This window comes from Paenibacillus taihuensis (assembly GCF_003386535.1).
Lineage (GTDB): Bacteria > Bacillota > Bacilli > Paenibacillales > Paenibacillaceae > Paenibacillus_Z > Paenibacillus_Z taihuensis.
This window is the reverse complement of the sequence record NZ_QTTN01000047.1, coordinates 13,220-28,116: the sequence shown is the minus strand read 5'-3', so window position 1 is coordinate 28,116 and position 14,897 is coordinate 13,220. Positions and strand designations below refer to the sequence as shown.

Sequence of the window (14,897 nt, the reverse complement as noted above, 5' to 3'; positions counted from 1 at the left end):
GCTGATTCTCCTTCCTACTCTTGGATTCTAAGCCAGCTCCTGACTGTCTTTGATGATGGTTCGCCTTTTAGCGTTACTTGTATAAGCTTTTTATTCTGATTGACATAACGTTGAACAATCGGCTCTGACTTTGCTTTCAATCCTGGGTCTTGCGATAAGCGAGCAAACTGTTCAGGCGACAATCGCAATCTAGAGAAGATCGAATCCACGTTGCGTACGAGCGGGTCTTGCGCTAATTTCTGATTAAGCAGATAAGCGTTCATCCAATCCTCTTTCATCAAGCCAGATGTTTTACCTTGTGCAATGATATATACGACGGAGTGCGTTGGCGAAGCGAAATGGGTCTGAAAAGTTTCGAAGACCATACGGGATTGATAGCTTTCCGGTAAGGAAGCTGCATCGGGTATGGCAACTATCATTCTATTCAAAGGCAGGAATGCGCTCATAATGAAGAAGGAAGCCAGGATAGTCATACGGCCAGGCCGTTTCATGACGAATTGCGATACACGATACCAAAATGATTCCGCCCCTGAAGATTTGCTCTTCTCTTGTAAGTGCGGCCACAACAAGCTTTCCAAGCTGTTTGACGATTTCAAAGCCAATGCCTCGATTTGCTCCGGTCACGATTACGACTTTTTTCATACCTCTTCTCCTTTGCTATAATTTTAGTCTCTTAGACCTGCAAGTTTCATGCTCATATCCCAGAACCTTTTGTTGGTTGCTTCATCGTCAGCTCCAGGAGAGGTTTTCCGTGGCTTGCATTTCTCAAAATACTGTCCGCTTACGCCTTGCACTTCAGATGATGTCGCGAGATAAACCGGAGTTTCTGCCCCTTCTGCAGGGCTTGAGGAGATGATAGAAAACAACAATTGCATAGGGAGGGGCATTTGCTTCAGAAGCGTCGTCTTGATCAAGCCGGGATGCAGACTGTTGATCGTTACATCCGTACCTTTGAGACGTTTAGCCATCTCCTTCGCGAAAATGACCAAGCCAAGCTTAGTCGGACCGACTGCTTTGAAAGTGGAATATTTGGTTTTCTCAAGCATCAGGTCATCCAAATTCAACTTAATTCCGTAATGCTTGGAAGCTACGTTAATAATGCGCGCCCCACAGCTTTGCTTCATCAGGTCAAGAAGCAGGTGAGTGAGCAGGAAATGCGACAAATAGTTGGTGGCAAACGTCTTTTCAATCCCGTCTTCAGTCACTTCCCGCTTCGCCAGAAACACTGCTGCGTTATTGATCAACAAGTGCAGCTTGCCATACTTGGCATTGAACTGTTCAACCGCTTGTCGAACCGATTGCTGCGAAGAGAGGTCCGCGATGATTACATCCACTTTTTGGTTTCCGCTGTGTGCGATAATTTCTTTTGCGGCTTCCTCGCCTCTTTGTTTGCTTCGACAGAGTAATACGACCGTTGCTCCTCTTTTAGCCAATTCAAGCGCTGTTGCCTTCCCGATCCCAGCGTTCCCGCCTGTAATTAGACAGACTTTGTCCTTCATTGCAACATCTCCCCATGATTAAAGAATTTTCTACCCAAATCGTTATAAAGAAGAGCTCCCTGCCGCTGTTATTCAGAATTAGGGAGCTCTAGATTTGCAGGTTATTCAGCCTTATACCGTTACAGACTGCATTGTTACGTATTTAACATAGTCGGCAGCATTTTGTTTTAGTTGCTCCTCGCTTATGTGCATAACCCCATTCAAAATAAACGGTGTCATAAAGGTCGTGCCGATTAGATTGTTCGTAGCTTGAATCGGCTTCAACAATTCCTCCATCGTATAGCGGTTATATCCGGTATGCTGATAAGATTCCGCAGGACCGAACGTAGAAACTGCTACCCCCAGTTGTTTTCCGTGCATTTTGTCACCGCCTTCTCCGTAAGCCCAGCCATAAGAAAGTACGACATCGAACCATTCTTTCAGCAAAGACGGTGTACTGTACCAGTAGAACGGAAATTGCAGAATGATGCGGTCATGAGCTAAAATGAGCGATTGTTCTTTTGCAGCATCGATAGTTTTGTCTGGATAAGTTGCATATAATTGGTGAACCGTAACATTATCATGACCTTGCAGGGCTTCCATCCATGTCTTGTTAATTCTGGACTGTTCGATATTAGGGTGAGTAACGATAACTAAGGTTTTCAAATCAATCTCTCCTTTTTGTTTGTGCATTTAAAACTATTTTAATTTTTCCGCCAACATCCAATACTATGTGAACGGGAAGACTTGCAACCTTTCGAGCTGCGTATGATCATTCACCGAATACAACTTCGAAATTTTTTGCGTGATTATTCCTGTCTGTAATCACCTGCACAAGCCGCTCTGCACTCTCTTTAATTTGTTCATCCGACAACATACGTACACCGTGAAGGGCAAAATGCGGCAAATAAGTCATGTCGGTTAAATTTGCCATGCCTTGGAACGGCCTTGTATATTCTGAAATTGTAAAGACATTATAGCCTTCCTTACCATAGGCATGTTCAGGGCCGCCAGTCGAGAGCGCCAGCATAAAAGATTTACCTTTCAGCTTTTCTCCTCCGCCGTACGCCCACCCCCTCTCAAGCACTTGATCTTGCCAGAGCTTCAGCATTGCAGGTGAGCTGTACCAATAGAACGGAAATTGCATGACTATCCGATCATGTTCAAGCAGCAGTCTCTGTTCGCGTTCCACATCAATATTTAATTCAGGATAGCGGGCATATAGATCGTTAACGGTTATATCCTTCTCTTGTAAAAGCCTTTGTTTCCAAATGCTGTTGATCCTGGATTGCTCCATATGTGGATGTGCTACTAACACAAGTGTTTTCATTATTGTTATCCCTTCTTTTCGAAATACATTTGCATGCACAAACAACAATAAATAATCGAAATCACATTGTCAACATAAAAACCTTTGCTGGAAAAGATATTGATAGATATTTCAAATCCTCTCGACTTCTCGATAGGAATGCCACCGACTCTGCGATAGCGGCTCTTAGAGTTGACATTGATTCTGTGAACGGTGTAGAGTTGATTGTGCAACCATTTTGTCGAATAAAAGGAGGTGCGCAGATGTTAGAAAGCTATTTTCAAAACTGCATGTTCTTTGCATCAAATCTGCTGAATCGGGCAATTACCAAAATGGCTGAAGAGGAGTTCAAACCTACCGGCTTATCTCCGACGTATGCATTTATGATGATGGCCGTGCAGGAGCAGCCTGGCATCACCCAGAAAGAATTGGGCAAAGCGTTACATGTTACTCCTTCGACGATTACCCGTTTCATTGAAAAGTTGGCTTATAAGGGTCTTGTTATAACTCGGAGCGAAGGAAAGATGTCGCGAGTTGAGCTTACAACTTTAGGAATTGAGCGTATGGAAGTCATCAGAGAAGCATGGAAGAGTCTATTTCGCCGATATGTTGCAATTTTGGGTAAAGAAGAAGGCAGAAATATGACAAAAATGCTTTATGACTTAGGCAAACAATTAGAGGACTAAAAATAAGATCGCTTATTTAACTTTTTGGATGTGGAGCTAGTAACCGAGGGAAATAAAACATTACGCTTATAAATCTCTAGAATTCATTTTGCGTGAAATTTTTGATAAGAACAGCAGTCCTATTTTTAAGTGATCCTTATAAATCAAAGAGGTGACTTCATCAGAATTCATCTTTTGTTTATCTTTTTACAAAGTTCTTCACACAAATAGTTGCTAAAAACCACACTTTTGATTGTTTGTTGCCCCACTAACACACTTTATTTTCCTCTAACAAACTTTATTTTCCACTAACAAACTTTAATTTCCCTCATCAGTCGTTCAAACAATGTTCATCCCTGTCAAACAATTCATACGCTCGTCACAAATCATGTGAAAAAAATCACAAGTTCTGATTATAATAGAACCAGAAACTACTGTACGAAGGAAGGGATGCCCCTATGACCAGCAATGACTTTGATCCGAATGACCGAAGCCGAAGCCGCAATCGCATCGTCAAACAGGAGAAACGGCTCATTTTGCTTTGTATTGGCGTAGCGGTCATTATGCTGCTCTCGCTGTCCCGCTACGTGTTCGAATAGATTTTTCTCGCTCCACTTCATCACATTAACCTATCAATTATCCATGGGAGGGATCGCATATGCACACTTTGCTAAGCAGCTACGATCCGGTTATGTACAGCCGCATATTGACGGGGCTTACGCTCGCTTTCCACATTATTTTTGCCACGATCGGCGTTGGCGTGCCGCTCATGATCGGGCTTGCGGAATGGATGGGCATTCGGCGCAATGACGAGCATTACATGCTGATGGCTCGGCGCTGGGCACGCGGCTTCGTCATTACGGTCGCAGTCGGCGTCGTGACGGGAACGGCCATCGGTCTGCAGCTCAGCCTGCTCTGGCCAAGCTTCATGCGGGTTGCCGGGCAGTCCATCGCACTGCCGCTATTTATGGAAACATTCGCCTTCTTCTTCGAAGCTATATTTCTCGGCATCTACTTGTATACGTGGGATCGATTCAAGAAGAAGACGACTCACCTGTGGCTGCTCATTCCCGTCGTTATCGGTTCATCTGCTTCGGCCGCCTTCATTACGATCGTTAATGCGTTCATGAATGCGCCGGCTGGCGTTACGGTCAAGGATGGCAAAATCATCGATATTTCGCCGTTCGGGGCTATGCTCAGCCCTGCGATGCCAACGAAAGTATCGCATGTGCTCGTTACCGCTTACCTCACTTGCGCGTTCGTACTGGCCGCTATTTCAGCTTGGTCGCTCCTGAAAGGCCGCAATCATATCTACTATAAGAAAGCGCTCAAGCTGACGATGGTCGCTTCGTGTGTATTCCTCCTTGCCAGCGCGGTCATCGGCGATTTGTCAGGCAAGTTTCTAGCGAAATATCAGCCGGAGAAGCTCGCTGCGATGGAGTGGCATTTCGATACGACGACGGAAGCACCGCTCGTTCTTGGCGGGATTCTAACCGACAACAACGAGATCAAATATGGGCTCAAAATCCCTTACGCCCTCAGCATTCTCGCCCACGGCCTGCCTCATGCAGAAGTGACCGGGCTGAACGATATTCCGGCTGACGAGCAGCCGCCGCTCTATATTCACTACTTATTCGATCTGAAAATGGGCTTCGTTGCGCTCATGGTGCTCATCGCAGGTTCATTCATGGTGCTGCTCTGGCGGCGCCGCGAACGGGTTTTCGAAAACAAATGGATTCTGCGCGGCATTATTCTCGCTGCTCCTCTGGCAATGATGACGATCGAGCATGGCTGGATCTTCTCTGAGGTCGGCCGCCAGCCTTGGCTGCTTCGCGGCATTATGCGCACATCGGAAGGCGCAACCGTCTCCGACCACGTCGATACGATGCTCTATGTATTCGCAGCGCTCTATGTCGTGCTCGCCTTCTCCTCCGTAACGGTGCTAATCCGGATGTTCCGCAGCAACCGTGCTGAGGATGAAATTGCCGCAAAAGGCATTGAAGGAGGCAGCGAGCTATGAGCATAGAAGTGCTTGGCATTACCGTACTCTGGACGTTTCTGTTCGGCTACCTGATTATCGCATCGATTGATTTTGGCGCCGGCTTCTTCAGCTATTACAGCACGATCACCGGCAAACGCCACCTGATCAACAATATTATTGAGCGCTACCTGTCTCCGGTGTGGGAAGTGACGAACGTCTTCCTGGTGTTCTTCTTCGTCGGCATCGTCGGCTTCTTCCCGGATACGGCTTACTATTACGGCACCGCCCTACTCGTACCGGGAAGCATCGCAGTCATCCTGCTGGCACTTCGGGGCTCTTACTATGCGTTCAACACCTATGGCGTGAACAAAAATAATCGCTTCTACATGCTGCTCTACGGCGCCAGCGGTTTGCTCATTCCAGCTGCTTTGTCAACGGTTATGACCATTTCCGAAGGCGGCTACATTGAAGTGAACAACGCGGGCAAAGTGACGTTCCTCGTGCGAAAATTGTTCACAAGCACGTACTCATGGTCGGTCGTTCTGCTCGCGCTCGTCAGCGTGCTGTACATCTCGGCGATGTTCCTCAGCTACTACGCGGACCGAGCAAATGACCGCGGCGCCTTCGAGGTCGTGCGCAAATACGCGCTCGCCTGGAGCGGTCCGACTATTCTGTGCAGTCTGCTCGTGTTCTTCGCCATCCGCGGCCATAACGCGGAGCACTTTGACCGGATGACTGCGCACGCACCGCTGTTTGTTCTATCGTTCGCCTGCTTCCTCGTCGCGCTTTATCATGTGTGGACGCGCAAACGGCTTGGGCTGTCGTTTATTTTCGTCATGCTGCAATTCGGCTTCGCATTCTATGGCTACGGCTCGGCACATTTACCGTATATTCTTTACCCATATCTCACGATTCATGACAACTTCACCAGCCAACCGATGGCGATTGCACTTGTGTCGGTCTTCATCCTTGGTTTGCTGCTGCTCATTCCGTCGCTTTATCTGCTGCTTCGTCTGTTCCTGTTCGATACGAAATATGTGCAAGGCAAACGAGGCAAATAAACCGCCAAGGAGGCATGCTGTATGGAAAATTTTCTGATCTTCGTCGCACCGGTGCTCGTAGTCGTATTATCCGTAGCCTTCCTGTTCTGGTGGGGCGCGCGAGTACCAAGGAAGAAATCATAACTATCTGCAAAATCGCACACGCTAACCAGGCAATCAGAACTTGAATCTGCTTAAGCAAAGGAGCCATTACCGATGACATCCTCGAAAAACCGCCGTGAAAACGCATGGAAAAGCCGCAAACAGAACCAAAAGCCGCACGGCGAAGTAAAGTCGCTCGCGGAGCTCGACCAAGAAGGCGGAAACAGCTCCACCGGCTACAGCAAGCCGGAGCAGTGGTAGCTTAAAGCGCTCCGTGAAGTGGCCAAAAACCCTTGCACCGTTGGTGCAAGGGTTTTTGGGTTGGTGGTGAAGTCAGCGGTGGTGGCGACTTTGGCGACCGTCTTGCCAAGCTATATTGGATATTTCCACGCATTTAGCTCGTTTTCAGCCGTTTCGCCACGCTATATTGGATTTCTCCACTCATTTTCAGCCATGTGACCGATTTTGACCTTTTTTCAGGTGGCAATGAGTGGATATTTCCAATATAGCTCATGCATTTGCCTGTTTGAGCCGTTCTATAATGGCTAAATCCATTATAGGCGCTGGGTGTTGTGAGAATGAAACGACCTTGTACCCCAACGGGCACAAGGTCGTTTCTCTGCTCACTTACCCGAACCGGTCGGGTGAGTTTTTGCTCTGCTGGGGCAAAGAGCGGAGAGGGCGGTATCGATTGTGGAGAAGCGGTAGCGGTCGCCTTTGTCCCCGAATTCCCACCGATAAGGTGGTAGTTAAAGAAATTCGGGGACAACAGCGAGCGAAACAACGATACCGAACTCGCAGCGGGAGCGCCCTATAGCTCACCAACGCTCACCCGATCCGGTTCATCTCCCCCAAATACATGGACTCAATCTGCTCCGCCGTCAGCGGATGCGACAGCCAGTAGCCCTGCATATCCGTACAGCCCTTCTGCGCTAGAATCTGCAGCTGCTGCTCCGTCTCCACGCCTTCGGCAAGCACGCACAGCTTCAAGCTCTTCGCCAGCGCGATGATTGCTTCCACAATCGCCGTATCGCTGCTCGATACGCACAAGTCATGCACGAACGACTTGTCGATCTTCAGCGTATCAACCGGGAAGCGCCGCAAATAGCTGAGCGACGAATAGCCTGTGCCGAAATCATCGATCGAGATCCCGATGCCGAGCGACTTTAGCTGCTGCAGCCGATCGATAATCGAGTGATTGTTGTTCATTGCCATACTCTCGGTAATTTCTAGAACGAGATATTCCGGCGCAAGGTTCGTTCGCTCCAGCGTCTCTCGGATCATCTCCACAATCCGCTCCTGATTGAACTGCACCACAGATAGATTGACTGCGATCGGCACCATAACCATACCGTCACAGTGCCACTGATGAAGCTGGCTGCACGCCTGATGTAAGATCCATTCGCCAAGCGGAATAATATGGCCCGTGCATTCGGCGATTGGAATAAACTCATCCGGCCCAATCGCTCCCATCGTCGGATGCTGCCAACGGACCAGCGCCTCCATGCTAATTATCTGCCGTGTCCGAGCCTGGAAGATCGGCTGGTATACCAGATGGAACTGCCGCTCCTCAAGCGCCGCGTGCAGTGCCTGCTCGATAGCCAGGCGGCGGTTCTTCGTGTGGTTCATTTTCCACTCGAAGAACTTGAACTGATTCTTCCCGTTCTCCTTCGCGGCATACATCGCCGAATCCGCATGCCTCAGCAGCACTTCAGGCGTCTCGCCGTCATCCGGAAACTGCGCGATGCCAATGCTTGTCGTAATGAAGATCGCTTGACCTTCCAGGTCGATTGGCGCAGCCACTCGTTTAATGATCGTCTCTGCAAGCTTCACCACATCGCTGCGGCCGCTGCCTGGAACAATAATGACGAACTCATCACCGCTTAATCGTGATACAAGACGATTCTCGCCGCCTGCACATTCGGATAGCAGTTTTGCGAAACGCTGCAGCAGCCGATCGCCCATCAGATGTCCCATCGTATCGTTGATCAGCTTGAACCGGTCCAGATCAAGGAACATGACAGCAACCGAGTAGCCTCCTTCCTTCGCTTTATGCAACAGCTCCGGGAAAAACATATTGAACCAGTTCCGGTTCGGCAGCCCTGTCAGCATATCGAAATAGGCGAGCTTCTTGATCGTATTCTCGCTGAGCTTCTTATCTGTAATATCCCGGGCAATCGTCTGAATCAGCGTTTCTCCACCATACTGCACCAGGATGGATTTTGCCTCGATATCGATCGCATTCCCGTCAGCTCGAACGACTTTCATCTCTATCGAATCTGTTCGCGCTACACCAGCTTCTACATCTGCGATCCACAGACGAGCTTTCTGCCGGTATTCGGCTTGAACCAGCTCCAGAATACGCGTGCCGATTAATGCCTGCTGCTCCACGCCGCCTAACGTCTGCAGTCCCGCATCATTGATGAATGTAATAATCCCATCTTTGTGGACGATTATCGGCTCCGGCGAGAAATCGATCAGCTTGCGGTAGCGCTCTTCACTCTCACGCAGCGCCTCTTCCACCTGCTTGCGGGCAGTCAGATCGCGCAAGTACATCGTATACACCGGCAGCTTGTCCTTCTTAATCCGGGTCACCGTGATTTCCACCGGAAACCCACTCTGGTCACAGCGCGACAGAACCGTTTCGATCCGCGCTCCGAGCACCGACTTACTTCCTTGAGCCAGCATCCGATTGACCGGCTCATGAACCTCGATATGTGCCGGTAGCAGAAACCGGCTTATGGACTGCCCGATAACCTCACCGCGCACGACATCGAACATCCGCTCTGCGGCTGGGTTAAACTCAAAAATTCGCCCCTTATGGTCGAACATGATTAGGCAGTCGATGGCCGACTCCAGAATTGAGCCCTTCAGCATCATTTGCTCAGACAGCTTCTTATCCGCATTCATCGACCCGATCAAGCTGACCGCGAAGATGACAATCGTCCCGAACGCCACATAGATCGCAATTTCAAGAAAACTATCTGCCTGCATATCCGAGCGCATATCCAGCATGTCCGTCGGTATGGACATATTTGCCGCTGACATCCCTGTGTAGTGCATTCCAGTAATGGCAATGCCCATAATAAGACCGCTCATCCAATAGCGGGTATTGTTGCGGAAGGCGAACAGCAGCGCTGCAATTGACGTCAGCACCGCGATGATAATCGAGAACGAGAGCAGCAACGGATTGTAGGTAATGGCCACTCCTGTAAGTGCGTACATCCCGATATAATGCATGCCGCTGATGGCAAGCCCCATGAAGAGGCCGCCTGCAATTAGCATCGACAGCTTCTGTTTACCCAGGCTGGCAAAGCCGAAGCCCACTAAAGAACCGATAAACGAAGCTCCGATCGAGACGAGCACTGTGATCAGATCATAAGTGACTCCGCTAGGCAGCTTGAATGCCAGCATCGCAATGAAATGCATCGACCAGATGCCTGTCCCCATGATGAATGCACCGCTTGCGAGCCAGCCCTTCCTTTTCCAACCGTCAGACAATACGACCCGTCTTGCCAGATTAAGTCCCGTATAGGAAGCAAATAATGCGATAATGAATGACAAACAAACCAGAAACCAGTTGTAGCTTCCATGAATGTGATTATATGCCACTTGGATTACCTCCCGGAAGAATAGCCTGGAATGTAGTAACTTCGCCCTCTTTGCTGTCAATATGAATCGAGCCGCCATGGTTCGTAATGATTTTATTGCTGATCATAAGCCCATGGCCTGTCCCTTTAGATTTCGTCGAGAAGAATGGTCTGCCGATCTGGTTGAGCAGCTCCTTCAGTATGCCGCAACACCGTTCTGAAACAGCTTCATTAATCCATTAATCGCAGTAAGCGGATTTCGAATCTCATGGACGATACCGGCAGCAGCTGCGCCCTTTCTCATTCATCGGCGTCACATGGTCCTCCACCTGAAACGTTGTTCCATCCTTTTTCACAAACTACGAAAAAAGGCAATAAAAAAACCATCCCGAATAATGGATGATTTCCATTACCCTGGTAACCTTGTCTACCATAGCATCGATTCGATCGATCGAATGATGCCTTAGGCCACGGCTTTGCGTCCTATTGTTTCCAATAGTTTGCCTTTGTCAAGAGCATTAAGTTTGAATTGAAGCAAATTACTTCCAATATCTTCAATTATATTCTTTTTTTATTCGTTGTATATAGCAAAATTGGTTGGATGTGGACTGTTTTTGTCGAACATGTCGATATAAAAACAAAAGACCTTGCACCGAATAAGGTGGCAAGATCTTTTGTTGTCCAGCTAGATTACAAACTTACGATTTCCAATTCTCTTCTCCGCTCTCATACTGCTCAAACATGTGCGGAATCGAAGCTTCCATCACAGCATCATAGCCCCAATACGTGGAATCGACATCTGTCCAAATTGGCTTCGTCTGCACTTTCCATGGATGACGGCCAAGCAGTTCATTGAAGACAACATCGGCTTCTACACGTTTGATCGACTGATTCGGACGGAAGGTTCCGTCTGGATATCCTTGAAGCAGCCCTTGCTTCGCCAAAGTAGCGATAGCTGTTGCTGCCCAATGTCCTTTAGCATCTTCAAATACGTTGCCAGACACCGGGTTCCACTTCTTCACATTCAGCAAAATCTGTGCAAACTCTGCACGAGTCACCTGCTGATCTGGACGGAAGTTGCCGTCTGGGTAACCGACCATCCATTTCTGCGCAGTGACAGCTGCAATTTCCTTCGCTGCCCAGTGTGTTTTCTTGACATCGGCGAACGAAACCGCAGCCGCTTGATCGCCAGTGAACAAGCGACTAAGAATTGCCGCAATCTCCGCACGCGTGATGCCGCGTTCAGGACGGAACGATCCATCCGGATAACCCAGCATGTAAGGCTTATGCTCGCCGGAAGCAATCACTTTAGGATGCATGGCAAAGCTGTATTGTACAATGGATTGGCCAACATGGATGTTGCCGTCCTTAATGTAGCTATCTACGCCTTGCTGCTCATTACGTGTATCTTTACGGCTGTCGAAAGTCTCGTAGCCATCTTTCTCAGCCGTAATATAATAGTCTCCGTCTGGGAATACCATCCAGCCGTATTGTCCGCCGTTTACCGTAGTCTGCGGATCATGGTTCTGATTTGGCTTGAAATCAGGAAGCTCCGGCAAGACGACAAGATCGCCGGCCTTTCTGCCTTTGGAACTGTTCAGCTTGGTATCCATCCAGTGCAGCGTAACTTTAGCGCCCTCGATCGTCTTGCCTGTAACTGCATCAGTCACAATACCATAAGGGTCGATCAGGCCGGCTTCAAGCTTAGCACTACCATCGCTATTCACGGTCAGCTTCGCAATCCGTCCTGCCAGCTTCTCGCCAGTTGGCGCAATGACGCTTAGCGCGACAGTATACTGGCCGGAAGGTACGCCTTGCAGACTGAAGGATCCGTCCGCGCCGAGCGGAATTTCCGGAATGTTCAGTGCCTCACCGTTTGCATTCATCAGCTGTGCAGACATTTTCAAATCTGTGCCTACAATTTGCGTCATTGCTGTTTTCGCAGATTCATTCGTCGAATTCGGGTTGGAATCCAGAACGAGCACTACGCTCGGAGGCGGTGTCGGTGCAGATGACTGTGGAGCCGCATCGCGAATAATCGTGATTGCGAATTTTCCTGAAGCACATGGGCCCACAGGTGCAGCTGAAGCTGGACTTGCGAATTCTGGAGTGCTCACGCACACTATCGTCGAGTCAGCTTCAATAGCCACTGTATGCGTGCTCGAGATAATGCTGCCAGAAACTGTTTGCCACGGTTCCGAGGACGTGCTGCCGCCTACTGAGAAGCCCAAATGTATAGGCGTCGGAGCTGTTCCACGATCCACCGTTTCGACTACGCTTACGTTCGTTGTGCTATGTGGAACATGCACGGTGTACGCTGTCGTTAAGTAACCGAACGCAGAAGGCGATTTCGTTAACGTTGTGCCGCTGTTCTTAACATCAATGCCGGTAATAATAGCAGTCTTAAAGGAAAGTGTAGCACCATACACCTTCACGCCGTCTTCTTCAGCGTAAGCGCGATAGTAGTATGTCGTGCCACGGTTCAAGTCTGAGAGCGAGCTATAGATTGAGCTGCCCGACAATGCTTCCGTTGTGGTAGCGCTTGTTCTGAAATCCTCGTATTCCGAATATTCGAATCCAACCTGTGTGGACGAATCAAACTCATCCGCTGTGCCGATCAGAAACGCCGTCGTATCCGTAACGTCTGCGCGTGTCGTTGTGACAGTTCCGGGATCGCGAGTAATTGTAACTGCAAATTGTTCTGAATTACACGTAGCAGTTGTATTCGGGCGTGTGAATACTGGACGGCACACGTACACGATCGTCGTGTCAGCTGTGATAGCCACTGTATGCGTGCTTGAGATATTGCTGCCAGAAACCGTTTGCCACGGTTCCGTGGACGAGCTTCCGCCTACTGTAAAGACCAAATTCATTGGCGACGGAGCTGTTCCACGGTCCACCGTTTCGACTACGCTTACGCTCGTTGTGTTATGTGGAACATGAACGGTGTACGCTGCATCATTGTAACTGAACGAAGCTGGTAATTTCTCAAGCGTAGTGCCGCTGCTGTTCTTCACATCAATGCCCGTAATAATGGCAGTCTTGAAAGATAGAGTAGCACCATACACCTTCACATCGTCTTCTTCAGCATAAGCGCGATAGTAGTATGTCGCGCCACGATCCAAGTCTTCGAGCGAGCTATAGATTGAACTGCCCGCCAATACTCCTGCTGTGGTCGTGCTTGTGGAGAAATTCTCGGACTTCGAATATTCGAAACCAACCGGTGTGGACGAATCAAAATCATCCGTTGTGCCGAACAGAAACGCCGTCATATCCGTAACGTCCGCGCGTGTCGTTGTCACTGTACCGGAATCGCGGATAATTGTGATCGTATATTGTCCTTGAGAACAAGGGCCTGGCAGTATTCCCGGGGCTGCGAATGTCAGACCGCCTACGCACACGGTCGTCGTATTGGCCGAGATGCTCACCTCATGTGAAGCTGATAAGCTGCTGCCTAATCCCGCTTGCCAAGGCTCATAAACTGTGTTGCCACCGTCCACAGCAAAATCCAAATCCGCCAGCTCTGCAGCTGTTCCGAGATCCGCAGATTCAACGACACTCACGCTCGTTGTGCTGCGTGGAACGTGTACAGTGTACGCTGTCTCATCGTAGCTAAATGCAGAGGGTGATTTGTCAAGCGTAATACCGCTATTCTTCACATCAATGCCCGTAATAATGGCAGTCTTGAAGGTTAGGATATTACCATACACCTTCCTGCCGTCTACTTCAGCATAAGCGCGATAGTAGTATGTCGCGCCACGATCCAAGTCTGAGAGAGAGCTATAGATCGAGCTGCCCGACATTGTTTCCGTTGTTGTTGTTGTGTTTGTCTCGAAATTCTCGTCTTCCGAATATTCGAAACCAACCGGTGTGGACGACCCAAATCCGTCCGCTGCTCCAATTAGAAACGCTGTCGTATCAGTAACGACTGCATTCGTCGTTGTCACCGAGGTGGAGAGACGATTGATTGTGACAGCAAACTGACCTGCTGAACATGGGCTTGGCGTAATAGTATCGACGGCAAATGCCATTGTGCCTACACACACCACCGTGGAATCCGATGTAAGATTCACCGTATGCACAGCTTCAATATTACTGCCTAGTGTAGAGTGCCAAGGCTCGGTAGAAGCAGACGAGCTATCGCCTACGATTGAGAAACCCAGATTGAGCGGCTGCTGCGCTGTCCCCAGATCCGCAGATTCAACGACGCTCACGCTCGTTGTCCCGTACGGAACATCCACCTCATATCCAGTCTGAGTATAGCTGAACGCAAACGGTGTTTTACCCAGTGTTGTTCCACCGCTATCTCTAACGTCAAGACCTGTGATGATTGCAGTCTTGAAAGATTCAATCTCGCCATATACTTTATCGCCGCCAGAACTAGCAAAAGCGCGATAGTAATAGGTCGTGCCGCGATCCAGATTCCACAAATACCCATAAACATAAGTTCCCGACAACGGGTAAGGGGCAGTCGATACGCTATCGGACATATCCGAATTCTTCGAGTATTCGTACCCTACCTGTGTTCCAGCGCCAAACCCGACGGCTGTTCCCAACAAGTAAGCCGATGTATCATTCACGGTTGTCCCGAATATTGCAGATGTAACGGTAGGCTCAACGATATTTGCAGATGCGCTGTCGCTGTAGAACGGTATGCTCGTAAGCAGCATGCTGGCAATGACAACCCATCTTAGAACTGCTTTCAACGTTTGTTTATTCATTGATGTCTTCT

The 14,897-nt window shown here is 49.0% G+C and carries 15 protein-coding genes and 1 riboswitch; of the genes, 6 read left to right on the top strand and 9 right to left on the bottom strand.

Annotated features, from left to right (window positions below; translation table 11 throughout):
* Nucleotides 1–14 precede the first annotated feature (14 nt).
* The 5 genes from A8990_RS26920 to A8990_RS26900 all read right to left on the bottom strand — a co-directional run bounded on the left by A8990_RS26920 (nucleotide 15) and on the right by A8990_RS26900 (nucleotide 2,808).
* Entirely contained in the window at nucleotides 15–428 is a 414-nt protein-coding gene (locus tag A8990_RS26920) for a hypothetical protein (protein ID WP_147306880.1), read from the bottom strand.
* A complete protein-coding gene (locus A8990_RS32355; protein WP_245996246.1) occupies nucleotides 421–642 on the bottom strand; it encodes a hypothetical protein in 222 nt (73 codons plus the stop codon). The genes A8990_RS26920 and A8990_RS32355 overlap by 8 nt, the downstream gene beginning before the upstream one ends.
* A gap of 23 nt (nucleotides 643–665) precedes the next feature.
* Nucleotides 666–1,499 (bottom strand): SDR family oxidoreductase, encoded by an 834-nt coding sequence (locus tag A8990_RS26910; protein ID WP_116192125.1) that lies wholly within the window; start codon nucleotides 1,497–1,499, stop codon nucleotides 666–668.
* Between the two features lie 111 nt (nucleotides 1,500–1,610).
* Nucleotides 1,611–2,144, bottom strand: coding sequence for an NAD(P)H-dependent oxidoreductase (locus A8990_RS26905; RefSeq protein WP_116192124.1), 534 nt, complete (start codon nucleotides 2,142–2,144; stop codon nucleotides 1,611–1,613).
* Between the two features lie 106 nt (nucleotides 2,145–2,250).
* Nucleotides 2,251–2,808: an NAD(P)H-dependent oxidoreductase gene (locus A8990_RS26900; RefSeq protein ID WP_116192123.1), complete on the bottom strand. Its 558-nt coding sequence runs from the start codon at nucleotides 2,806–2,808 to the stop codon at nucleotides 2,251–2,253.
* A gap of 242 nt (nucleotides 2,809–3,050) precedes the next feature.
* Between A8990_RS26900 and A8990_RS26895 the strand changes: the two genes are divergently transcribed.
* The 6 genes from A8990_RS26895 (at nucleotide 3,051) to A8990_RS31730 (ending at nucleotide 6,836) form a co-directional block, all read left to right on the top strand.
* Nucleotides 3,051–3,473, top strand: coding sequence for a MarR family winged helix-turn-helix transcriptional regulator (locus A8990_RS26895; RefSeq protein WP_116192122.1), 423 nt, complete (start codon nucleotides 3,051–3,053; stop codon nucleotides 3,471–3,473).
* Nucleotides 3,474–3,910: 437 nt separating this feature from the next.
* Nucleotides 3,911–4,051: a hypothetical protein gene (locus A8990_RS31735; protein ID WP_181909800.1), complete on the top strand. Its 141-nt coding sequence runs from the start codon at nucleotides 3,911–3,913 to the stop codon at nucleotides 4,049–4,051.
* Between the two features lie 59 nt (nucleotides 4,052–4,110).
* Nucleotides 4,111–5,472 (top strand): cytochrome ubiquinol oxidase subunit I, encoded by a 1,362-nt coding sequence (locus A8990_RS26890; protein ID WP_116192121.1) that lies wholly within the window; start codon nucleotides 4,111–4,113, stop codon nucleotides 5,470–5,472.
* Nucleotides 5,469–6,494 carry a cytochrome d ubiquinol oxidase subunit II gene (locus tag A8990_RS26885; RefSeq protein WP_116192120.1) on the top strand — a complete coding sequence of 342 codons (1,026 nt, stop codon included), beginning with the start codon at nucleotides 5,469–5,471 and terminating at the stop codon, nucleotides 6,492–6,494. Before A8990_RS26890 ends, A8990_RS26885 begins: the two co-directional genes overlap by 4 nt.
* Before the next feature lie 21 nt (nucleotides 6,495–6,515).
* Nucleotides 6,516–6,617 (top strand): cytochrome bd oxidase small subunit CydS family protein, encoded by a 102-nt coding sequence (gene cydS, locus A8990_RS32845; protein WP_425463934.1) that lies wholly within the window; start codon nucleotides 6,516–6,518, stop codon nucleotides 6,615–6,617.
* Nucleotides 6,618–6,689: 72 nt separating this feature from the next.
* On the top strand, nucleotides 6,690–6,836 hold the full coding sequence (locus A8990_RS31730; RefSeq protein WP_181909799.1) for a DUF6254 family protein: 147 nt from the start codon (nucleotides 6,690–6,692) through the stop codon (nucleotides 6,834–6,836).
* A gap of 567 nt (nucleotides 6,837–7,403) precedes the next feature.
* On the opposite strand, the gene A8990_RS26880 is transcribed toward A8990_RS31730, so the two are convergent.
* From A8990_RS26880 to A8990_RS26865, 4 genes are all read right to left on the bottom strand, one after another.
* On the bottom strand, nucleotides 7,404–10,187 hold the full coding sequence (locus A8990_RS26880) for a bifunctional diguanylate cyclase/phosphodiesterase (protein WP_181909798.1): 2,784 nt from the start codon (nucleotides 10,185–10,187) through the stop codon (nucleotides 7,404–7,406).
* Nucleotides 10,177–10,344 carry an ATP-binding protein gene (locus A8990_RS32840; RefSeq protein WP_425463936.1) on the bottom strand — a complete coding sequence of 56 codons (168 nt, stop codon included), beginning with the start codon at nucleotides 10,342–10,344 and terminating at the stop codon, nucleotides 10,177–10,179. The genes A8990_RS26880 and A8990_RS32840 overlap by 11 nt, the downstream gene beginning before the upstream one ends.
* A 17-nt stretch (nucleotides 10,345–10,361) precedes the next feature.
* Nucleotides 10,362–10,469: a histidine kinase dimerization/phospho-acceptor domain-containing protein gene (locus A8990_RS26870; RefSeq protein ID WP_116192117.1), complete on the bottom strand. Its 108-nt coding sequence runs from the start codon at nucleotides 10,467–10,469 to the stop codon at nucleotides 10,362–10,364.
* 109 nt (nucleotides 10,470–10,578) lie between these two features.
* A riboswitch (cyclic di-GMP riboswitch) is annotated at nucleotides 10,579–10,680 on the bottom strand.
* 183 nt (nucleotides 10,681–10,863) lie between these two features.
* A complete protein-coding gene (locus A8990_RS26865) occupies nucleotides 10,864–14,886 on the bottom strand; it encodes an S-layer homology domain-containing protein (protein WP_116192116.1) in 4,023 nt (1,340 codons plus the stop codon).
* Nucleotides 14,887–14,897: the final 11 nt, after the last annotated feature.

Coding starts and splice junctions, on each gene's coding strand:
- A8990_RS32355 (WP_245996246.1), bottom strand. CDS start 642: ATGAAAAAAGTCGTAATCGTGACCGGAGCAAATCGAGGCATTGGCTTT.
- A8990_RS26910 (WP_116192125.1), bottom strand. CDS start 1,499: ATGAAGGACAAAGTCTGTCTAATTACAGGCGGGAACGCTGGGATCGGG.
- A8990_RS26900 (WP_116192123.1), bottom strand. CDS start 2,808: ATGAAAACACTTGTGTTAGTAGCACATCCACATATGGAGCAATCCAGG.
- A8990_RS26895 (WP_116192122.1), top strand. CDS start 3,051: ATGTTAGAAAGCTATTTTCAAAACTGCATGTTCTTTGCATCAAATCTG.
- A8990_RS31735 (WP_181909800.1), top strand. CDS start 3,911: ATGACCAGCAATGACTTTGATCCGAATGACCGAAGCCGAAGCCGCAAT.
- A8990_RS26890 (WP_116192121.1), top strand. CDS start 4,111: ATGCACACTTTGCTAAGCAGCTACGATCCGGTTATGTACAGCCGCATA.
- A8990_RS26885 (WP_116192120.1), top strand. CDS start 5,469: ATGAGCATAGAAGTGCTTGGCATTACCGTACTCTGGACGTTTCTGTTC.
- cydS (WP_425463934.1), top strand. CDS start 6,516: ATGGAAAATTTTCTGATCTTCGTCGCACCGGTGCTCGTAGTCGTATTA.
- A8990_RS31730 (WP_181909799.1), top strand. CDS start 6,690: ATGACATCCTCGAAAAACCGCCGTGAAAACGCATGGAAAAGCCGCAAA.
- A8990_RS26870 (WP_116192117.1), bottom strand. CDS start 10,469: ATGAGAAAGGGCGCAGCTGCTGCCGGTATCGTCCATGAGATTCGAAAT.
- A8990_RS26865 (WP_116192116.1), bottom strand. CDS start 14,886: ATGAATAAACAAACGTTGAAAGCAGTTCTAAGATGGGTTGTCATTGCC.